Annotated in this window: 25 protein-coding genes; 13 read left to right on the forward strand and 12 right to left on the reverse strand. The window is 63.0% G+C overall.

What is annotated here, in order from left to right:
• Positions 1 to 4: 4 nt before the first annotated feature.
• The 10 genes from BVH01_RS16100 to BVH01_RS16155 all read right to left on the reverse strand — a co-directional run bounded on the left by BVH01_RS16100 (position 5) and on the right by BVH01_RS16155 (position 9,792).
• A complete protein-coding gene (locus tag BVH01_RS16100) occupies positions 5 to 1,975 on the reverse strand; it encodes a phage terminase large subunit family protein (protein WP_075931299.1) in 1,971 nt (656 codons plus the stop codon).
• A 2-nt stretch (positions 1,976 to 1,977) separates the two neighbouring features.
• Entirely contained in the window at positions 1,978 to 2,559 is a 582-nt protein-coding gene (locus BVH01_RS16105) for a terminase small subunit (protein WP_075931300.1), read from the reverse strand.
• A 164-nt stretch (positions 2,560 to 2,723) separates the two neighbouring features.
• Entirely contained in the window at positions 2,724 to 3,539 is an 816-nt protein-coding gene (locus tag BVH01_RS16110) for a hypothetical protein (protein WP_371915606.1), read from the reverse strand.
• Positions 3,505 to 3,825: a phage holin family protein gene (locus tag BVH01_RS16115; protein ID WP_075931302.1), complete on the reverse strand. Its 321-nt coding sequence runs from the start codon at positions 3,823 to 3,825 to the stop codon at positions 3,505 to 3,507. The genes BVH01_RS16110 and BVH01_RS16115 overlap by 35 nt, the downstream gene beginning before the upstream one ends.
• On the reverse strand, positions 3,818 to 4,177 hold the full coding sequence (locus BVH01_RS16120) for a putative holin (RefSeq protein WP_075931303.1): 360 nt from the start codon (positions 4,175 to 4,177) through the stop codon (positions 3,818 to 3,820). Before BVH01_RS16120 ends, BVH01_RS16115 begins: the two co-directional genes overlap by 8 nt.
• A 282-nt stretch (positions 4,178 to 4,459) precedes the next feature.
• Positions 4,460 to 5,032, reverse strand: coding sequence for a hypothetical protein (locus tag BVH01_RS16125; protein WP_075931304.1), 573 nt, complete (start codon positions 5,030 to 5,032; stop codon positions 4,460 to 4,462).
• A gap of 349 nt (positions 5,033 to 5,381) precedes the next feature.
• The gene (locus tag BVH01_RS16130) at positions 5,382 to 8,141 is read right to left on the reverse strand and encodes a bifunctional DNA primase/polymerase (protein WP_075931305.1); all 2,760 of its coding nucleotides are present in this window, start codon (positions 8,139 to 8,141) and stop codon (positions 5,382 to 5,384) included.
• Between the two features lie 407 nt (positions 8,142 to 8,548).
• Positions 8,549 to 8,764, reverse strand: a complete 216-nt coding sequence (locus BVH01_RS16145) for a TraR/DksA C4-type zinc finger protein (RefSeq protein WP_075931308.1) — start codon at positions 8,762 to 8,764, stop codon at positions 8,549 to 8,551.
• A complete protein-coding gene (locus tag BVH01_RS16150) occupies positions 8,757 to 9,224 on the reverse strand; it encodes a phage regulatory CII family protein (protein WP_256562783.1) in 468 nt (155 codons plus the stop codon). The genes BVH01_RS16145 and BVH01_RS16150 overlap by 8 nt, the downstream gene beginning before the upstream one ends.
• 334 nt (positions 9,225 to 9,558) lie before the next feature.
• Entirely contained in the window at positions 9,559 to 9,792 is a 234-nt protein-coding gene (locus BVH01_RS16155; protein ID WP_075931310.1) for a YdaS family helix-turn-helix protein, read from the reverse strand.
• A gap of 104 nt (positions 9,793 to 9,896) precedes the next feature.
• Between BVH01_RS16155 and BVH01_RS24805 the strand changes: the two genes are divergently transcribed.
• The 9 genes from BVH01_RS24805 to BVH01_RS24680 all read left to right on the forward strand — a co-directional run bounded on the left by BVH01_RS24805 (position 9,897) and on the right by BVH01_RS24680 (position 15,240).
• On the forward strand, positions 9,897 to 10,577 hold the full coding sequence (locus BVH01_RS24805; RefSeq protein ID WP_075931311.1) for a S24 family peptidase: 681 nt from the start codon (positions 9,897 to 9,899) through the stop codon (positions 10,575 to 10,577).
• Positions 10,578 to 10,865: 288 nt separating this feature from the next.
• On the forward strand, positions 10,866 to 11,402 hold the full coding sequence (locus BVH01_RS16165) for a hypothetical protein (RefSeq protein WP_075931312.1): 537 nt from the start codon (positions 10,866 to 10,868) through the stop codon (positions 11,400 to 11,402).
• Positions 11,403 to 11,412: 10 nt separating this feature from the next.
• Positions 11,413 to 11,703: a hypothetical protein gene (locus BVH01_RS16170; RefSeq protein ID WP_083659494.1), complete on the forward strand. Its 291-nt coding sequence runs from the start codon at positions 11,413 to 11,415 to the stop codon at positions 11,701 to 11,703.
• Complete coding sequence (locus BVH01_RS16175) at positions 11,700 to 12,056, forward strand: hypothetical protein (protein WP_075931314.1); 357 nt, start codon at positions 11,700 to 11,702, stop codon at positions 12,054 to 12,056. Before BVH01_RS16170 ends, BVH01_RS16175 begins: the two co-directional genes overlap by 4 nt.
• The gene (locus BVH01_RS16180) at positions 12,053 to 12,322 is read left to right on the forward strand and encodes a pyocin activator PrtN family protein (RefSeq protein WP_075931315.1); all 270 of its coding nucleotides are present in this window, start codon (positions 12,053 to 12,055) and stop codon (positions 12,320 to 12,322) included. The genes BVH01_RS16175 and BVH01_RS16180 overlap by 4 nt, the downstream gene beginning before the upstream one ends.
• Before the next feature lie 37 nt (positions 12,323 to 12,359).
• Positions 12,360 to 12,704: a hypothetical protein gene (locus BVH01_RS16185; RefSeq protein WP_075931316.1), complete on the forward strand. Its 345-nt coding sequence runs from the start codon at positions 12,360 to 12,362 to the stop codon at positions 12,702 to 12,704.
• 41 nt (positions 12,705 to 12,745) lie between these two features.
• Positions 12,746 to 13,576, forward strand: a complete 831-nt coding sequence (locus BVH01_RS16190; RefSeq protein ID WP_075931317.1) for a YfdQ family protein — start codon at positions 12,746 to 12,748, stop codon at positions 13,574 to 13,576.
• A 63-nt stretch (positions 13,577 to 13,639) separates the two neighbouring features.
• Positions 13,640 to 14,365, forward strand: coding sequence for a hypothetical protein (locus BVH01_RS24485; protein ID WP_139317856.1), 726 nt, complete (start codon positions 13,640 to 13,642; stop codon positions 14,363 to 14,365).
• Positions 14,362 to 15,240 (forward strand): DHHA1 domain-containing protein, encoded by an 879-nt coding sequence (locus tag BVH01_RS24680; protein WP_075931318.1) that lies wholly within the window; start codon positions 14,362 to 14,364, stop codon positions 15,238 to 15,240. The genes BVH01_RS24485 and BVH01_RS24680 overlap by 4 nt, the downstream gene beginning before the upstream one ends.
• A gap of 14 nt (positions 15,241 to 15,254) precedes the next feature.
• Here the strand turns inward: BVH01_RS24680 and BVH01_RS16205 are convergent, their stop codons facing one another.
• Entirely contained in the window at positions 15,255 to 15,917 is a 663-nt protein-coding gene (locus BVH01_RS16205) for a hypothetical protein (RefSeq protein ID WP_075931319.1), read from the reverse strand.
• 74 nt (positions 15,918 to 15,991) lie between these two features.
• Here BVH01_RS16205 and BVH01_RS16210 point away from each other — a divergent pair, with 74 nt between their 5' ends.
• The 4 genes from BVH01_RS16210 to BVH01_RS16225 are packed head-to-tail and all read left to right on the forward strand — an operon-like array spanning position 15,992 to position 18,943.
• Complete coding sequence (locus tag BVH01_RS16210) at positions 15,992 to 17,773, forward strand: DNA cytosine methyltransferase (protein WP_075931320.1); 1,782 nt, start codon at positions 15,992 to 15,994, stop codon at positions 17,771 to 17,773.
• Positions 17,770 to 18,327, forward strand: a complete 558-nt coding sequence (locus tag BVH01_RS16215; RefSeq protein ID WP_075931321.1) for a phage protein NinX family protein — start codon at positions 17,770 to 17,772, stop codon at positions 18,325 to 18,327. The genes BVH01_RS16210 and BVH01_RS16215 overlap by 4 nt, the downstream gene beginning before the upstream one ends.
• The gene (locus BVH01_RS16220) at positions 18,324 to 18,629 is read left to right on the forward strand and encodes a hypothetical protein (protein ID WP_075931322.1); all 306 of its coding nucleotides are present in this window, start codon (positions 18,324 to 18,326) and stop codon (positions 18,627 to 18,629) included. The genes BVH01_RS16215 and BVH01_RS16220 overlap by 4 nt, the downstream gene beginning before the upstream one ends.
• Positions 18,629 to 18,943 (forward strand): hypothetical protein, encoded by a 315-nt coding sequence (locus BVH01_RS16225; protein WP_075931323.1) that lies wholly within the window; start codon positions 18,629 to 18,631, stop codon positions 18,941 to 18,943. Before BVH01_RS16220 ends, BVH01_RS16225 begins: the two co-directional genes overlap by 1 nt.
• On the opposite strand, the gene BVH01_RS16230 is transcribed toward BVH01_RS16225, so the two are convergent.
• Positions 18,944 to 19,939 carry a site-specific integrase gene (locus BVH01_RS16230; protein WP_075931324.1) on the reverse strand — a complete coding sequence of 332 codons (996 nt, stop codon included), beginning with the start codon at positions 19,937 to 19,939 and terminating at the stop codon, positions 18,944 to 18,946.
• Positions 19,940 to 19,964: the final 25 nt, after the last annotated feature.

The following is a 19,964-nucleotide window of genomic DNA, read 5'->3' on the forward strand; positions in this document are numbered from 1 at the left end:
CTTGTCATCGTTTGAGGTAGGCGCTGCGGGATACACGGCGCGAGGTTGGTTGTGATGCGGGCTTCGGGGGTGGCGGGCTGGCTGCCTTTACGGCCTCCTCCTGCAGGGCAGCAACGTTGCTGCTGGCGGCAGGCTGCGCGAACAGGCTGCCCTGACTGACAGCGGCGCGCAGCTTGCTCCACTCGCCCAGGTGATAACGATGCAGTCCCAGGAACTGGGCAGCTGCCTGGTTGTAAACCAGTAGGTCGAGTACTTCGTTGCGCTCGGCCTTGCCTTTCACCCAGACGGTGCGCTTGTAGCCCTTCACGTAGACTGTGATCTTTCGCTCTGCCACGGCCTGGTCGTAGAACTCGTCCGGCAGGTCTGTCGAGAAGTGCAATGCACCTGGGCCGTCGGCGAACGGGTAACGGTTGTAGATCCAGTCCTTCGCCGTGTCGGTGCCGATGATCCAAAGCTCGGCGCCCTGTTTCTCGGTTTGGCCGTTGTACGTCACATCGACTTTCGACGGGCGCTGAGCCAGCACGGGCCGGCCGGGCTTGCTCGCCCCCTTCACCGCGAACACTTTCCGCCAGCGGCGTAACCGGGTGAATTGGTAGACCTCATCGGTGTGGTGACCACCGGAGTCGACCGCCGTGGCGCAGATGGCCAGCTCTACGCCAGAGGCATGCTGGTACCGGCGCTTCAGTTGCTCGTCCAGATCCAGCCACGTGCGTTGCAGGGCTGGATCACCCGGGACAACAATGTAATCGACCACCCAACGCTCCAGCCCTTCACCCCAGCCGATCACCAACAGTTCAAGGCGGTTGTGTTGCACGTCGACGGCGGCGGTGAGAATGAGCGCACCTTGCGGCACCGTACCAAGGCGATAATCTTCGGCGCGAGCCTTCAGCTCGGCGGCCTTGGTCATCTCCTGCGCGGCATCCCACACCAGCGCCAGACGGGTGTTGTAAAACACCTGCATGGGCTCGTTATCGCCGCGATCGGCAGCGACTTTTGCCTTGTCATACTGCTTGGCTAAGCCCTGCCAGGACAGCCAGCCCAATGGGGAATAGAGCGCATTGAGGTGGAAGCCCACCGTTTCTCCATCACCCGTGGCTGTGGCCCGCCACTCGCCGGCCAGTAGCATGGCAGTCTTGTGGTGTTCCTCGATCAGCGCACCACACTCGGGGTTGCTGCAGAGGTAGTCGACACGCTTGTAGTCGGCTGTGTACTTGAGGTTGGCCCACTCCAGCACTTGGTAATGCCCGCAGTGCGGACACGGCACGAAATATCGGCGCTTGTCGCTCTGCTCGTACAGATCGTCAATGCGCGAGGCGCCCTTGATCGTCGGCGAGCTGGAGAAGTAGAACTTCGCCTTACGGCCGAACGTGGTGCCGCGCGCCTCGGCCAGTTCAATGGGATCGCCTTCGCTGTCGACATCCACATCCCAGCGGTCGATCTCATCGCCGTAGATGTAGCGTGCTGCCAGTTCAGCCAGGTTGGCGGCCGAGCCGGCGGTCGTGCAGTACAGCGTCCCGCCCTCGAACTCCTTGGTATCAAGCGTGTTGCGCGCGTCACGGGAACGCGGCTTGGCCACGCGATCTTTCAGCTCCGGCACCGCTTTAATCGTCTTGTCGATCCGGCTGGACACCCGGCGTGCCAGTTTCTCGCTCGGCAGCAGCGCCAGGATGTTGGCCGGCGCCATGTGGATGTTGCCGCCAATCCAGTTGAGCGCGATCTGCGTCTTCATCATTTGCGAAGCGACCATGGTCACCACGCGCTTGCATGGGTGCAGCGGTGACAGGCAGCGCATCGGCTCGCGCGCAAAGGGCGTGCGGTCGGTGTGGTACTTGCCGGGCTCGGCGGCGCCGGTGTCCTTCGGGATGCGCTGGTACTCGTCGGCCCACTGATCGATCCACAGTTCCGGATCGAGCTCCAGGCCGCGGTGGTATGCCGCACGGTACGTGGCGGCACCGTCGGCATACGCGTGTTGCATGGCTAGTTCGGCTCCTTCGCCCCCTGCTCGATCTCGGCGTCCAGCTGCACCAGGCTGGCGGCGTCCTCAAGGACGCCTCGCAGCAGCTCGGTGAGCTTGCGCTCCATTTCCCAGGTATCGGTGATCGCAATCAGCTCGCCGGCAATCTTGGGCGGCAGGCCCAGAATCAGGTCACGCACGGTTCGGGCGGTGTTGAAAGCTGCGGTGTCGACCGCCTTACGCTCGACCAGCTCACCGCGCCCCTTAAGGAATTCGTCCTCAGCAAGCAGCGCCAGGTAGGTCTCCCGGTGAGCCCTTGCCTTCTGGTAGCTGTCGCCACCTCCAGCGCCTGGCGCGGTCGATGGCGGAGCCAACGGTGAAACGAGCGCATGCACGCCCTTTTCTGCTCGGTCGCGTTGGTGCCGTTCGGCAACGCCGGCCTTGCTTGGGTCGGCTGTATCACCCAACAGCGCGAGACTGGCCTCGACATCGATCTTCTTGCCGTCTTCGGTCAGCACCAGGCGCCCCTGGCTGACCAGCTTGGAAACATACGGCCGAGACCAGCCGCGGCTATCCGCGAACTCAGCCTTTGTCATGACCGTCATGAATTCACCTGTTAACCAGAATTACCCGAGGAATTAACCGAATTAACCCCTGTTAACTAACTCCCACAGCCTCCCACTAGCGCGAGAGCGGGGCTCGAATTACCCTTACGAGCCCCGCGGCCCCAGGGGCCCCCGGCCCATTCGCGGCAGGCTCAGCGCCCCGCCTACCCTCCCCGCCGCCCGCCCGGGCGACGACTGAAGTTGGTCGGCAGCCGACCGCTCAGGGCATCAGCAATGGCCTTGTCGATGTTCGCTTCGAGCTGCGCATCGTTCTCGGCGACTCGCCGCACCACACCATGGAAGTCCAGGCGCTCGCGGTACTGCGGCTGTCGTACGAAGGCGATCACCATACTCACCGACTTGCCGCGTCGCTCAGCGATGCCTATGGGCGTCTTGCCCCGCTTCATCACGAAGAACGCCAGAGCGTGGCCCTTGCGCAGCGACCGACGACTTGCCGTCGCGCTGTGATCAGACCCGGACCGGTTCAGCGCCTTCAGGCCGGACAGGATCTGCATCATGTGGCCGCGCTGCATGTTGCCGTACTGATCGAGGCGCGCCCCTGCACCAGGCACGGCGAACAGCCCAGACGGCAGAATCCCAGCCTGACGTAGCCAGGTCTCGGACGCACGCTGCTGACGACCACCACCGAACACCTGCGGCGCCACCCAGTCTTCAGGGGCGAACTGCTTGCCGGTTGCCGCGCCGTCCTTGTCATCCTTGATCCACAGCGCGGCTTCCAGATTGTTGGGCCGTGCGTTGATCTTGCGGATGGAGTTCAGCGTGAACGGTGTGGGACGGTCGAACACGTCGCGCATCTCGGCTCGAACCAATGGCTCGGCCTGGTTGAGCGTGTGGTTCAGCGCATCGGCCAACGCCGCGTTAGCCAGCTTTGGCTCCAGTTGCTTGAGAGCGGCCAACGCATCGTCGAGATCGTCGGCCGTGATCCTACCCCTCATTACCGCGGCGCCGCTCCAGTCCATTCCAGCCCGCCCCAGGCCGCAGCACGGCGGCCAAGTTGCCCCGAGCCCGCACCACCAGCCCGGTAAAGATCGCGAGCAGCACCACCAGCGGCCATGCATGCCCGGGCAACACCAAGTCGCCTTGCAGGATGTGGATCACCGCAGCACCGGCGCTGGCCGCCGCCACGTACGCCAGGCACGACATACCGCGCCGAAAGCGAAGGGCGCCGCGCTGGAAGGTGAACAACCGAACGAACAGCACCACGCACAACCAGAAGGTGGCCTGGGTCATGATCAAACTAGCCATCAGCGTCTCCCGTTACGGGCGGCGGTGGCCCGCGCTTCTTGATCGCCACCACGGTCACGGTCACTACCAGCGCCGCCGCCGCGAATGCAGCCGGCCCCGAATAGGCGAACGGCCGGATACCCTGGAACTCCAGCTCAGATAGCGCAGGGCTGAACAGATAGCCCATCAGCAGGCTGACGAAGAAGTACACAATTCGCTCGAGCAGCTTCAGATCTTCGCGTGCTACGAAGAACACCAGCGCACCGCACAACGCCCCGGTGGCCGCGTTGCCGTCGACACCTGCGAGGAACCCGGTCAACGCGGCACCCAGCGCCCCAGCGACACCAGCCGCTACCACTGTCGGCTCGGCCATCACGAATACTCCCAAGGGGCCAAGGGCCTGAAACGAAGAAGCCCCGCCAGGTCGGCAGGGCTTCGGAATGGTTGCCCCCGAAGGGGCGGTGACGGCGCGGGGAGCGACCGTCGAGTTGCACAGCACCGTGCAGGGTGTTTATCGCGGGCACCGCAATAAAGCCTGGGCACCTTTTACCCCTTGAACATGCAAGCCCTCAACGGCCAATTTTCGGTGTGACGATTCACGCAGGGTTCACGCATGGTTCGCGCACGGTTCACGACAACACGCCCCGACGAACGGTTATCCATGGGCCTGTGCCGCTCGCTTCACAGCCCGCGCGAAAGCTCGCAGCCCAGCCTCCCGTTCACGTTTCGAATGAGCCTGCGCCTTGGCTGCCAAGCGAGCGTGTTCCAGGCGTTTCTTCGCCGCCTGCGAACTCGGCAACGCAGCCTCCGCCACCTGCCGACGCCGCATCAATCTTGGCAGTTGGTCTTCAAGGGCCAGATGCAGATCACTCACCCGGCTGCGATAGGTGCGCTGCGATATGCCCAAGGCGGCGCATTGCTCACGCACCTGCAACCGCGGCTGCCGCGCATACCGAACCACAGCGAGCCCGCGGAGCACACGCCCCAACGATCCCAGGCCGGCGGGCTCATCTGCTGCCAGCTCAATCAGTGCCTGCTCCACCAAGCTCGATGCCGGGGTCAGGGCCGCATTGCACTCCACACTGGTCAGCAGGCAGCGAGAACCTGCCACACCCCGCGCGCCCTCCTCGTCCATGCTGCCCAGCGGCGAACGGATGCTCACATTCAGGGCCGGGCTGCCTTGTTCCTCGCCCCAGCGCACCAACAGCGCCTCGATCACCTCATTCATCGCCCATTCCCCCGCTCAAAACTCAACCCAACACAAAATCGCTCAACCCAACACACACCCAACACAACTAAACCCCTTTCAGAACAATGCTTTAAAGCAATGTGTGTTGGGTGTGTTGGGTTGGTAAGGTTTTTAAAGGTCTCGCGTGGTGAAAAAACGCAGCCGCTTGAAGGGTTACCCCATGAGAGGGAGAGTGATTTTTTTCGCATACGCACGCGCGCGGGCGCGTAAACCCAACACACCCAACACACCGCGCCACAACGCCCGGATTTACTGGGCGCAATGTGTGTTGGGTTGCCCAAACCAACCCAACACATACCCAACACACCCAACACACTTTTGGCCGTAGTCATGCCGCCACCTGCTGCACGTGGTCCCATTTGTCCACGTGCCAGCCGGCGAGGCGCGCCTTGGCACGCCACTCGCGTACATGCACGCCAAGGGCGGCCGACTCAACGGATGGTGGCAGGAAGGAGCTCTCATCCTTCGGGAAGAAGAACGCCGCGAACCGCCGCGTGTTGCCGTCCGTCCAGGGTATCGAGCGCGTCTTGTCCACATCCATCGTCGAGATGAACAGCGAGAACTTCGTCTGGCTCATCGAATGCTCCTTGCCCCGCTGACACCACTCGACGAACAGCGCGTACAGGTCACTACTCAGGCACGCACCCCACAACCCATCGCCCAGCTCGCCCAGCCGCCACAGGTGCATGAACGTCTGCCACGGCGCCCGGCTCAATGCCACCAGGCGCTCGCGCGCCGGCGTTACGGGCGGCTTGGTCTGCTTGTCGAAGTTGCCCAGGTCGTAGGCCAGCAGCCAGGCGTAGAACGCCTCGACGCCGCCGTTATCCAGCTCGTGCTTGATCGCCTTCTGCCGTTCCTCCGGCAGCTTCGCCTCGGGCCACATCACCAGGAATCGCCGGTCGCTGTCGCTGATCGGCCAGGGCACGATCTCGTTCGAGAGGAACACCGCATTCATGTGCGACGCCTCCTCCCACCCGTTCACGAACTTCGACTCGATGCGCACCGTCTGCCCGGTGATCAGCTGCTTGATCTTCCCCACCTGGTTGTACTTCTGGTCGCGGCTCACAACCTCCTCGAACACCGCCCACATCTTCCCGCTCTGCCAAGCATTGAACGAGCCTTCCAGCTGAGTCTGCCCCACCGTGGCCGAGTACTGCCCGTAGATGCGCCCCATCACCACCGAGAACAACAGGCTCTTGCCCGAGCCCTCGGTCGTCGAGTGCATGAGCACCGCCGTATCCAGCTTGGCGCCCGTGTGCTGCAGCGGGTAGGCCAGGAAGCGCGACAGCCACTGCGTGGCGTCCTCGGCGTGGTTGCACAGGAACGACACCAGCCAGATCAGGTTCTCGCACGCCGCATCGTTGCGCTCAGGCTGCAGCGGCAGGCCCTCGAACGTGTTGATGTACACCTCAGGGTCATGCGTCATCGTCGGGTCGAACACGATGTGGTTCATATCTACCACGCGCCGATCCGGGCTGTTCAGCCACAAGCTGTACGCATCGCCCAGGGCCATCTTCACCGCGCCCTCGGCGATCCGCCGCTTCTTCGCGTAGTCCCAGGCGTCCTTCGTTCCATCGATGTACACATAGCGCGTCATCATCGGCATCGAGAAGTCGCCCAGCGCCTTGCCGGCCAGCGCCTGGGTGCGCTCGTTATCCTTGACCCATTCCTCGCTCACCCGCTTCTTGCGGTTGTCGGTGACCGCCTCCCACTCCTTGAACGACTCTTTGCCGATGTGGGCGATGAAGCCCGACTTCTTGATCTTCTTCGCCGCATCGATATCCCACACGTGCGTGGTGCCCTCGATCAGCGCATAACGCCGCAGCAGCCAGGCCAGCGAGAAACCTCCCCCCGCGCCCCCGGTGCTGGTGGTGCCGGCCCCGCTGTCGCCCTCTGCGTCAGATGGGGCCGGGGGAAGGTCATCAGCCTGCGGCGGCATCTCGGGCGCTGCGTCCACAGGCGGCGCATCCGCCTTCGGGCCGCTCTGCTTCACCACCTCCTTGCGCTTGCTGGCGTGATCCACGCCGAGCAGCTTCGCCGCGGCCTTCACCGCCGCCTTCTGGTCGCCATCGTGCTCGAGGAGGCAGAACACATCGAACGGGTCATTCCAGTGGCCGTTCGCCAACGGGTCGGCGCCGTGGTGCGAATACACCCGGCCTTCATCGTTGATCGAAATACCCGGCAGGCCCGTCGAGCTGCCCGGGTAGAGCCACTTCTTGCCACGCTTCATGTAGCCGGCGGCCTGCAGCAGGCTCGCGGCGTCATAGGTGCGGTTATAGGCATCCACCACCGACTCGCCCTTCCCGCCGGCCGCCGCCGAGGTCGCAGCCTTCTTGGCCGCTGGCTCCGTCGCTTTCGGCGCCCATGGGCAGGCGACCAGCGCCATGCGCTTGAACACCTCCCAGTTGGTCCAGATGTTCACCAGGTCGCGCGGCAACTCGCCGAAGCCATCAGCGCTCGGCGCCGTGCGCCAGGTGTAAGGCTGGCCGGTACCAGGGTGGATCGAGGGCGGCAGCACGTCCTGCACATCCCCGCCACGCAGTTCGAACACCGTGACCGGTGCCAGCGCTTTGGCCTTGGCGCGTATCTCCGCTTCCAAGCCCTTGTCGCCGATCTCCTGCGCACGCTTCACCGCCTTCATGGCCAGCTTGTGCTTCGAGCCATCCGGGTCGTCAGGGTTGGGCCACACCAGTGAATGCCGGCTGAACTCGCAGCCAGCCGGCACCGCGAACATGATGCGGAAACGCTCAGGGTTGCCCACGCTGGTCGCGTGCTCAGCAGCCACATCGTCCAGGCTCATGCCCAGCAGGTCACTCAGCACCTGGCGCGTCCACTCCACGTGGTCGACGTCCAGCGAGCACGCGCCGCTCGCACCGAGCAAAACGCCCATGTTCTGTTTCGGGTGCTTCGTCCAGTGCGCCTCGGCCTTCGCCGCGTCGGTGATATAGCCGCCGGGCTTGTTCCAGCCCTTACCAGTTGGGCCTTTTTCTCCCTCGGGTATGGGCACCAGGGCCAGTTTGAAGCTCTCGATATATCGCCGCGCCCAGGCAGCGATGGGGGCTGGGGAGGTGGTTGCAGCATTGGTCATTCGGCAGCCCCTTTCCTCAAGGCATGCGCGATATGTCGGGCGTAGGTCGCGACAGCTCGCCAATAAGCGGCCATCGGCCCTTTACGGCGCCGCCAAGCATTCTCGGCCTCAGCATTCGCCTGCTCACGCAGTTGGCGAAATACAGACTCGAGGCGAGCCCGATCCGCCTCTGGAAGATTAAGCAACGCCTTCCCAGCAGGGAGATTCAGTAGCGGGTTGAGGTATCCCATCAGCTCGCCTCCTGCTTAGGCTTTGCAGGCTCGTTCCAAGCTTCGATCAGGCCCTCCATGGTGAAGGCCTTAACCGAGCGGCGGCATTCTGGACAGGTAAGCGAGAGGTAGACGCCCTGGTGATTGATGCCAGCCAGCGCGCCCTCATATGAGCAGTGGCAGGGCTTCAGCTGGGATTCACCCACGGCGCACCTCCCGATAAGCCTGACAATCCACACACGTCTGGCACCCTGGCACCGCCAGCCGCCGTGCCGCCGGAATCTCGATACCGCAGCTCTCACAGTGCTCGGCGCTGATCGTGTAGGCCGGCGCTACTGCCTTGCGATGAGCCAGGATCGCCCCAGCCCGCAGGTGTTCTTCGCGTTCGCTCGCCAGGTCGAGTGCATCAGCCATTGCTGCGGCCCTCCATCGCCTCACGCGCGCCGGCCATGATGCCCAGCAGCTTGCCGATCAGCGCATAGCCGTGCTCCTCGAGCGCGGCCACTTCGTCAGCGTTCCACTGGTTGTCCGCCGCGCCGCCAACCAGGCTGCCGACGAACTTGCCCTCTTTCTCCAGCAGCCGGCTCAGTTGCTTCAGAGCATCCTGGCTGGCCTGCACCGGCTTGGGCTGGTACGTCACCACACCGAACACCTGCTCGAACCACTCGCGCACCATCGGCCCGCGCGTCAGCTCGACCACACGGGCCAGCTGCAGGGTGTTGAGGTGGTGCTCAGGGTAGGAACTGGAGAGGCGTTTCTGGAAAGGGCCGTAAGGCTCCTCGAGGATGGCGCACACCGCCGTGTGACCGCCTTTGAACTCGCGGCAATCCAGATCGATCGCCGCCGCGAGCGAGCGCACTGGCCCGCCCGTCATTGCTGTATCCGTGCTCATTGGTAGTAAACCCCGCTAACTACCATAGCCACAGGTCGGGCAGCGCCCTATCCTATGACCACAGCAGCCGAAACCCCTTATGTACGTGCTGTGCCTCAGGGGAAACGGTTGTTGAGGTGGAGCGGCTGGTAACCGCGTCACCGGAACGCCGGGTCAGGAGATCATTGGTAAGTGGGATCCTGATTCCGGCCTCTATTGCACCTGCCGCCGTGGCGTCAGGTTTGTTGCTCTCCTTACTGCCAGCCCCGCTCTGCTGGTAAGGCCACGGTGCCGGCAGCGCCACCCCGCTATGCGGTGGTAAGTGGTGGCGGGTGATTCACGCGGCCTGCCCGCAGTTGCCACGCAGGTAAGCCCAGTCGATATCTGGCCGGGTCTCCTCACATGGCACCTGCCCGGCCGTCTCGCGATCAATTGCGATGGCCAGCCCCGCGGAGGCACGACGGTTGCCATAAGCGACTTGCCGCAGTTGCCCGAGCGAGGTGCCGCAGCTCTCCGCGAACTTCTCCAACTCGGCTTTCTCAACCTTTTTCATGTAATCGAGTAGCGTCATAAGGCCTCCTAGACGCCCAAAGATTAGCGTTCGCTAAAGGCCAGAGCAAGGAATATTTAGCTTTATGCAATTTACAGAATGCTAATGCGAGGGGAATATGCGGCATGGACATCAATAAGCTACGAATAGCCGTGCTCCAAGAGCTGATCGGCGACCAGAAGGCCAGCAAGTTCGCGCATGCGCACGACATCGAGCCTTCTTATATCTCGCAGATCATCAACGGTCACCGCCCTATGGGCGACAGAGCCGCGCGCACGCTCGAGCAGAAGATCGGCCTTGAAGCAGGCACGCTTGTTATGCCCAAGCCGGCCACGACCGTATTAGTTGAGACCTCTCCTCCATACCACCCCGCATCATCTGAATTGCTCAGGGTTGCGGTCGGCCAGGTTCCCGTTGTTGGTAAGGCCAAGCTCGGCATGGACGGCTATTTCGAAGAAATGAACTACCCCCCAGGCCATGGAGACGGCTTCCTCTTGATTGGTAGTACAGACCCCAACGCCTACGGCCTGCAGGTCGAAGGTAACAGCATGCACCCGCGCATCAAGCACCGCGAATATGTAGTGATAGAACCAAGCCACCCATACGTTTCCGGTGACGAGGTGCTGGTCAAAACTGTTTCAGGCAGCAGCATGATCAAGGAATTCAGCTACTTCCGCGACGGCATGTACCGTTTCGACAGTGTCAATCCATCTGAGAAGCCTATCTTCCTGATGCCAGAGGAAATTGAGCTGATTCACTACGTCGGCGGCATTGTGAAGTCGTCACGCTTCGTACCAGCTGATTAGCATGAAATGCTAAATATTTAGCAAATTGTCTTGCCTATGTAATTAGCTTCCGCTAACGTCTGCCGTACCCACTTACCAAGGGTTTACGGCAATGATCACAGCACAGCAAAAAAACGCCTCCTGCCAGGTGCACATGCACCCGGCAGCCTATGGCCGCCTCGACATAGCTCCTGATTTCATCTTCGAAGTGCGCCGCCTGGCGCACGATGCCGGCTGCACTTACGTCGCCAGCAAGTGCCGCGCCACTCAGCCGCCTAAACGGGGCCCATTCGGTGGAGGGTCGGCGGCATGATCACTCTCTTCCTCACCATGGCTTCGCTCGACCTGCTGCGCTCCGCGCTGATACATGGCGGCAGCACCAAGCTGAAGCTGGTCCACCCTGGCAACAATACCCATGCGGTCTTCGTCGATGTCGACGCCGAATGCGCACCGCACCGCATCCGCCTGCGTGTGGCCCTGGCCGAGAACACCGGCGAAGTAACGCTCGATCCCCACGAGGCCGGTTTTCTTAAGCAAGCCCAGATATTCATAGAAGACCTGGTCAACGGCCGCATCGAGACAGCCATTCCCACCCCTGAAGGCAACGCCACACAGGCCGCAGCAGCAGGACTCAGCACGGCCGACCAACGCACGCTGCGCACCATTTGCCACCAGGGCGGCAGCACCACGCTAAGCATTGGCACCATCGTGAACGTGCATGCTTCACGGCTGGGCAACCAGCGCACAGCAGTAGCGGCCCACGGCAGTAAAACGCATCTGTGCAGCGGTTCAGCCCAGGACGTGTACCTCTCGCTCGCCGAGCACATCCAGCAGCTCGCCGCCTGAGGTAACCGTCATGAACCGCGACTTGAAAGCAACCGCAGTAGTCCTGGGTATGGGCGACCGCAAGCTGCGCACGAAACTCCGCGAGCTGAAAATCCTGAACACTGAAAGTCAGCTGATCCCATCACCGCGAGTCGAAGGCCGGCTGTTCGTCGAGACCCGAGGCCGCTGGAATCCGCGCATCGGCAAGATATCGCACTACCCGGTGGTGATGACCACGGAGGATGGCGTGGCCTGGCTTGCTGAACTGCTGGGCATCCACATTCGCCGCATGCCGCCGCGTCAGGCAGGGAGCCAAGCATGAGCAACAGCCCAATCAGCCACGCTATCGGCGCCCTCAAGCTGGCCAGCGTGCACGTCGAGCATCCCACCGCGCTCAGCGGCAAGACGCTGGCGGACACCAGCGCCGAGGCCATCGAGCGCCTCAACGCCGCCTACCCGCACCGCGAGGAGCTCGGCCGGCTGTACGCCGAGCTGGTGCGCGTAACGCCGCTCGGTCACCTGCCCTACGTCTCGCTGGAGCCGAAAACCCAGTCGCCCTACCTCGCCCTGGTCGTCAACGCCCGCGGCGAACCTGTGTACCGCCAGCGCGCCAAGTCCATCGAGGGCCTGGTCCAGCTGGTCGCCACGCGCTTCGAGCCGCAGGCCAAGCCATGACGGAGGCCCCGCAAACCACGCTCGAGCAACTGCGCCAACGCTACGGCGCGAACTACATCACTGCCGAGCAGTTCCTGGCCGACCACCTGCCGCACATCAAAAGCGTCGCCTACCTGCGCCGCAAGATCGCCGCAGGCCACCTGCAGCAGCTCCAGCTCTGGAAGCTGGACCCCAATTCGAAGCGGTCGCCCTGGGTCATCTACCTGACCAACCTCGCCAAATGGCTCGACCGCCAGCAAGAGCACGCCGCCAAACAAGCGGCATAACCGGCCACACCAAGGCCACCACCAAGAGGCACAGCACATGAAAGCAACCGATACCGCCGACTTCATCGGCTCACTGAATGCCGGCGTCTTCGCCCAGCAAGTAGGCCGCGCCCTGAGCGACGTGGCCGCGGGCGTCATCGACACCGGCAAGGCCGGCTCGGTCACCCTCACCTTCAGCCTCAAGCAGATCGCCCAAAGCAACCAAGTGAGCGTGAACCACAAGCTGGCGTTCGTGCAGCCCACCAAGCGCGGCAAGAAAGGCGAAGACCTTGCCCTCGATACCCCGCTGTTCGTCACCGAAGAAGGCCTGCAGCTGTTCCAGACCAATCCCACCGACCAGCTCTTCAAGCGTGAAGACGCCCCGGTCGTGGCACGCGACTGACTCACCGCACACCTCCCACTTACCAAGAAGGAACCCGCTCCATGCTCAACAAAGAAACCCTGCAGCACATCGAAGCCCAGGCCCTGATCGCTTCCGGCACCCGCATTGAAATCTCTGGCGGCGCGACCCTGGCGGTGCTCCCGGAAGGCGCGCGTACCCTCGACCTCGAGCAATACCAGGAATTGCGCAACAGCTTTCGCGGCGCTCTCAAGACCCACTCCCTGCGCGACTTCTGCAAGTACGTGACCAATCACGTCGACAACCTCAGCGCAGCAGGCCCGTCCGGTTTCATCAATCAGGACAACATGAGTGCTCAGGTGCTGTTCAACCTCGGCACCCCGGATACCGCCGGCCATGCCGACGACACCGCCACCCTCACGCTCAAGCCCACCGCGGCCTTCAAGGCGGTAGAAGCGATTGTCGGTCAGAAGCTGAGCCAGCAGGCCCTGGCCGAGTGGCTGGAAGACTGGGCGCGCAACATCGAAGCGAGTGCAGGCGAAGAGAAGCTCGACATCGTTGCCGCCATCAACGGCATCCGCCGCATGACCATCAAGGCCACCAGCCAGCGTGACAGCGCTGTCGGTGACCTCTCGGCCAGCCGCAGCGCCATGGACGAAATCGAAGCCAGGAGCCTGGAAACCCTGCCCACCAGCTTCCACTTCACCACTGTGCCGTACGAGGGCTTGGCGCCCGCGCTGATCACCCTGCGCCTGTCGGTCATCACCGGTGACAACGCCCCGGTGCTCAAGCTGCGCTGGGTGGGTGAGGAAGCCCAGCGCGAAGAGTTCGCCGAAGAGTTCAAGAACGTGCTGGGCACCGAAATCGGCGGCCTGGTGCCGCTGACCATCGGCACCTTCCAGCTCGGCAAGTAACCCACCGCAGCAACCGGCCGGCGCTTATCACGCCGGCCTCCTACCACCATCGAGGCACAGCACATGCACCCGACCATCCAACTACTCGCCATCGGCCTGCTCGTCGGCCTGGCTATCGGCATTGCCATTCACCTGGTGATCATCCGCACCACCAAAGCACGCATCCGCGCCCAGGGCTACAGCGCCGGCAGCCAGGCCCGCCAGCCCGTGATTGACGAGCTGCAGCACAGCGTCAACGCACAGGCTCTCGAAATCACCAGCCTCAAGGGCCAGCGCCTGACCCTGATTCACGACCACCAGCACGCCCTCGAGTCGATCAGCCAAGACGCAGACGCCCGGGTCAAGCTGTTCGCCCAGCGCTGCCTGAGCGACCACGAACTGCTGTGGGTGCGGCGCGCGATCAAGCAGCTGGAGAAGGCTGCCGAAGTCCATAAGCACCTGGGCAACATCCAACGCGAACGCGACACCAACGCCACCCGCGAGCAGCTGCAGGCATTGGTATCACGCCTGCAGCAACTAGAGACCGCGCCCGCAGCACCAGCCGCCGGCGGACGCAGCGTGATCGTCCAGGGCCCGCAGGCCTGCGGCAAAACCCGCAATGCCGATCGCATCGCCAAAGCGCTGGGGCTCAGCAAGATCGTCGACAACTGGCAGCCCGGCGACGCGCTGGACAAACAACACACGCTGTACTTGACGAACAGCGAAGTCGCCGAGAGCCCCGGCCATCGCATGCTGATGAGCTACGAGGCAGCCATGCAGCACGTCGCCAAGCAGGAGGCCGCCGCATGAAGACCCTGTGCATCTACCACGCAAACTGCGCCGATGGCTTCGGCGCCGCCTGGGTCGTTCGCAAGGCCCTGGGCGCTGAGAACGTCGACTTTCACCCCGGCAAATACGGCGAGCCCGCACCCGAGGTCGAAGGCCGCGACGTGATCATCGTGGACTTCTCCTACAAGCGCGACCAGCTGCTGCAGCTCGCTCAGTCCGCCCGCTCGATCCTGATCATCGACCACCACAAGAGCGCCGCCGAAGACCTGGCCGAGCTTCCTGCCGCACCAGCCACCTACAGCGAGTGGCTCGAAGCTCAGCAGCCGCTCGGCGCCGTGTTCGATATGCAGCGCAGCGGCGCTGGATTGGCTTGGGATTTCTTCTACCCCGGATCGAAGCGCCGGTGGTTGATCAATCACATCGAGGATCGCGACCTCTGGCGGTTCGAGATCTATGGTACCGAAAGGGTCATGGCCAGCCTCTTCACCTTCCCGCAGCGGTTCGAGACCTGGGACGATCTCATGGAGTGCGACTTCCATGACCTGCATGAAGAAGGCGCCGGCATCCTGCGCAAGCAAGCCAAGGACGTAGCCGACTTGGTGCCAAACACCCGCCGCCTCATCATCAGCGGTCATGACGTCCCAGCCCTAAACTGCCCCCACTTCATGGCCAGCGAAGCCGGCCATGTCCTCGCCCAGGGCGAACTCTTCGCCGCCTGCTACAGCGACACCCCGAATGGCCGCGTCTTCTCCCTGCGCAGCCTGCCCGAAGGGCTCGACGTATCCGAGGTCGCCAAACAGTACGGCGGAGGCGGCCACCGCAACGCGGCCGGTTTCACCGTGCCGTTTGATCACGAGCTGGTTACAGGCAAAACGAAAAGGACGAACACCCCATGATCAATGTGAATGGATCACTGCCGCAGGGGTTCGACCTGACTGTAGTGCTCTGTCAGACCGGAGCAGTGCGAAAGCTTTTTTCGATGGGCAGAAAACGAATCAATTCCTCGTTGCACAAATCCATACAGTCGCTCATCTCCAACCTTCTCTTCACATCTTTGGAGTTGGACAAGAATGGACGAGAAATTAAATCGGCACTGCGCTATTACGCGCATCCTTACGGGACTGGTATCGGTATCAAACACCGTCTGAGCACGCTCCATAGTGCGCTCAAACGCTTTGACCAGTTCATGGCCAATAATTGCTTCGGTATCCGACTGTCCTTCCTTCAGCATTTTGAGAGACACGATCAACTCAGCAAGAAATGCGTCAAGCCTTACAGCATGTGCATGGTCAGCAGCCCGAGTCTCAGCATCCCGCTTCGCCAATTCTTCATCTCTCTGGCGTTGCAAGTCAGCGCGCGCTTTATCGCTCACCTGAATGGCAACCAAGATAGCAGCCACCGATCCGATAGCTTGCACCCACGCCGGCCAATCCATCTCGTAAGCGTCCCATGGCATCCAGAGCAGGACGACCCACAGACAAAAACATACGATAAGGAGGACGGGGGCGCCCCAAGCTTGCTTGAGCCATCCCAGAGGCTTGAAACGCAGGCATATCTCCTTATCAAGATCCATTTGAAAGAGCTCCAAGAGTTGATTCAGGCGCAGAGATTGCCGGCACCTCGCCACTATGTCCAGTGGGGTGCAGCATGACCAGCACCTTCCGCATCCACCCACAACCCAGCTTCAACTTCGGCGGCCTGGTCATCGACAATTTCGCTGGCGGCGGCGGTGCATCCACCGGCATCGAAATGGCCCTGGGCCGCCCGGTCGATATCGCCATCAACCACGACCCCGAAGCGATCGCGATGCACGAGATCAACCACCCACACACCAAGCACTACTGCGAGAGTGTGTGGGAGGTGGACCCGCGCGAAATCACTGGCGGTCGGCCGGTAGACCTCGCCTGGTTCAGCCCGGACTGCAAGCACTTCAGCAAGGCCAAGGGCGGCAAGCCGGTGAAGAAGGAGATCCGCGGCCTCGCCTGGGTTGCCATCCGGTACGCCGCCACCGTGCGTCCGCGCGTCATCATGCTGGAGAACGTCGAAGAGTTCGTCACATGGGGGCCGCTCGCCGAGGGTCGCCCCTGCCCGAAGAACAAAGGCCGGACCTTCAAGAGCTTCGTGAACGCCCTGCGCCGACACGGCTACCAGGTGGAATGGCGCGAGCTGCGCGCGAACCAGTTCGGCGCCGCCACCATCCGCAAACGCCTATTTCTGATTGCGCGCTGCGACGGCATGCCCATCGTATGGCCTGAGCCGACTCACCTGGCCGCAACCAGCATCGAGGTCAAGGCAAAACAGGCCGCGCCTCAGCGCCTGGCGGCGGACATCATCGACTGGTCGCTCCCGTGCCCGTCCATCTTCGAGCGCAAGCGGCCGCTGGCTGAAGCCACCTTGCGGCGTATCGCCCGGGGCATTCAGCGCTACGTCATCGACAGCGACAAGCCTTTCTTGGTCAAGGTCAACCATGGCTATGACTACTTTCGCGGCCAACCCCTGGACGAACCGCTGCAGACGATCACCAGCAAGCTGGGCACCGGCGTAGTCGTGCCCACGCTCGCTCCATTCATCACCGAGCACGCAAATGGCAGCAGCCAGCGCAACATGTCGGTGGAAGACCCGCTGCGCACCATCTGCGCCCAGGTCAAAGGCGGGCACTTCGCCGTCGTAGCACCCACGCTGGTACAACTCGGCTATGGGGAGCGTGAGGGGCAGGCACCACGCGCGCTCGACCTACAGAAGCCACTCGGCACCGTGGTCGCCAGCGGCAAGCACGGCCTGGTCGCGGCTTTTCTGGCCAAGCACTACGGTGGCAACTACACCGGCCCGGGCGCGGCGCTTGGCGAGCCAGCGCCGACCGTTACCACGGTCGACCACAACGCCCTGGTGCTGGCCCATATCCAGCGCGACTTCGGCGGCAGCATCGGCCACGCGGCAGCCGAACCGCTGGCCACCATCACCGCCGGAGGCGGAGGCAAATCAGCCTTGGTGGCCAGCAGCCTGATCAAACTGCGCGGCACAAGCCGCGACGGGCAGCCAACGAGCGAACCGCTGCACACCGTCACCGCTTCCGGCAACCACCTGGGCGAGGTCCGAGCTTTCCTGCTGAAGTACTACGACACCGCGGTGGGGCAGACGCTGGCCGAGCCGCTGCACACCATCACCACGAAAGACCGCATCGGCCTCGTCATGGTCAAGGGTGAGCCCTACCAGATCGTCGATATCGGCATGCGCATGCTGGAGCCCCACGAGCTTTACGCAGCCCAAGGCTTCCCCGCCAACTACATCCACACCCGCACGGCCACGGGCAAACGGCTCAGCAAGGCCAGCCAGGTGCGCATGTGCGGCAACAGCGTCTGCCCACCAGTCGCCGCCGCCCTGGTGCGCGCCAACCTGGTGGATCAGCAGCAGAGCGAGGTGGCGGCATGACCCAGCTCGTCGAAATGCAAACCTCCACACTCACCGGCGGCGCCCTCGCCTGGGCGGTCGGCACCGCCGAAGGCCTCGACCTGTATATCAAGCCCGGGCAATACGGCAGCGGCCCTGGCGTGTTCGCCAACATCAACGGTCGCGCCACGCGCTGGTGGCCAGACCAGGACGCAGCACAAGCCTGGCCGCTATTGGAGAAACACGGCCGGCGGGTGCGCCTGCACCTGGACTTCCAATGCAATGGAGCGAGCTACCTTGAGGCTGGGATTCGCGGCGGGCACACAGCTAACGACATGCTCACCGCAGCCATGCGCACAATCGTGAGCATGAAGATCGGCCCTGTCGCACTGATTCCTGCCCAGCTACTCCCGCTTCGGACATACACAACCAACCCGGGCGAGTCCGTGATGGGCATTGCGATGCGCGAGCTGAAGGATGAGAAACGCTGGCCAGAAATTCGCGACCTCAACGCGGAGGCTCACCCCGGCATGGGCCCGCACGACTACTACCCCGTGGGCACGGTACTGGCGATGCCAGAAGGTGGTGCAGCATGACCTGCACCATTTTCCACAACACTGAAATGCCACAAGGCCGCGGCGCGCGACATACCGGCACCATCCCGCGCAAACCCATGCGCTGGCTGGTCGAGTATGTGATCAAGACGCCTGATGGCCGCGTATTGATCGAGAGTACGAAGATCATTCAGAAAGCCGACCTCGATGAGCTGTACGCCGTCATGGATCAGACCATCGACAAACTCGGCAACGAGGCCGGCAACCTGGCCACCTTCGTCAGTTGGCGAGCCACTGCCCACGGCGGCACCCGCAAGAATCGTAGAAAGGGAGGTAAGCGGTAATGGGCCCTCAACCAGATCCACAACCCTCCGAGCTGCTAGCTGCTCTCAAGCAACTGGTAGACCAGCTAAGCGGCCCGCGTGTCAATCAGGCTGATGAACTCTGGACTGCCGAGGATATTGCCAGCTACTTGAAGCTGGCGGCTGACACAACTGAGCGCCGCGTGGTCACCAGGCCAGACTTCCCCAGTCCGCTGCAGCCCTGCCTGACCGGCGCTCGAGCGGCAAAGCGCTGGTTCGCCGCCGAAGTCATCACCTGGGCCAGGCAGAACCGCAGCAAGCTCCCTACCCCCAGGCAGCGCCGCAAGGCTGCCTGATCAATCCAGCCGGCCGGCCACTTCGGTGGCCGTGGCGTTGTAGTACACCATCAGCGATCGCGGATCACGGTGGCCAGTCATCCTGGCCAGGTCGAGCACATCGAGCTTTCTCGCCAACCTGGTGGTCGCCTCATGCCGGGTATCGTGAAACCGCAGATCGACAATCCCCAGCTCATCCCGAATACGCCGGAACATCGCATCAGCTGTGCCACTGCTGAGCTTGAACAGCTCATCTCCCTCAGCAGCATCCACCAGCACCGCCAGCAGCTCGACCGCCCGTTTGCTCAGCGGTACGTCGCGGCTGTCGCCGTTCTTCGTCAGATCCAGCCGAACATACCGCCGCGCCAGGTGCGTGTTCTTCTTGGTGAGCGACAGTATTTCGCCCTGGCGCATGGCTGTTTCCAGCGCGATCAGGAAGGCGTAGGCCAATTCCTGCAGCAGCGTCACCGGCACCTGACCTTCTATATAGCCGAACCGGGTCAGCAGCCGGTGCTCCTCATCAGCCAGCACTCGCCGATCGCGAGGCCGCCCGTTACCTGGGCGCTTTACTTCCCGCACCGGGTTGGCCGAGCACCAGCGCCATTCGCGCTTGGCGATCTCGAAAACAGATGACAGCAGCGTCATCTCGCGCCGCACGCTCGGCGCCTTCAACGACTTCAACCGGGCATCACGCCATTCGGCAATCTGGTCGACCGTCACTTCGCCGATTCGCAGGCCCACGAACGGCAGCTCGTTGTTCAGCTTGTCTAGGCGGATCTCTTCCCAGCGCTGGCCCGCCTTGCTCGGCGACACCTCGCGCTTGTACCGCATGAGCGCATCTGACAGAGTCGAGTCCACGCCCGTAACATGGCCCGGCACGCCGGCGAGAATCTCGGCTTCGCGCTGTGTAGCCCAGGCCTGTGCCTGAGCCTTAGTTGAAAAGGTCTGCGACTCCCTGATACCGCGCTTGGCAATCTCGGCCCGCCAGCCGCCACTGCGCTTCCTGAATGACGCCACGCCTACCGCCTCCCTTGGCGTAAAA

Origin of the sequence: Pseudomonas sp. PA1(2017), assembly GCF_001945375.1 — a bacterium.
Classification (GTDB): domain Bacteria; phylum Pseudomonadota; class Gammaproteobacteria; order Pseudomonadales; family Pseudomonadaceae; genus Aquipseudomonas.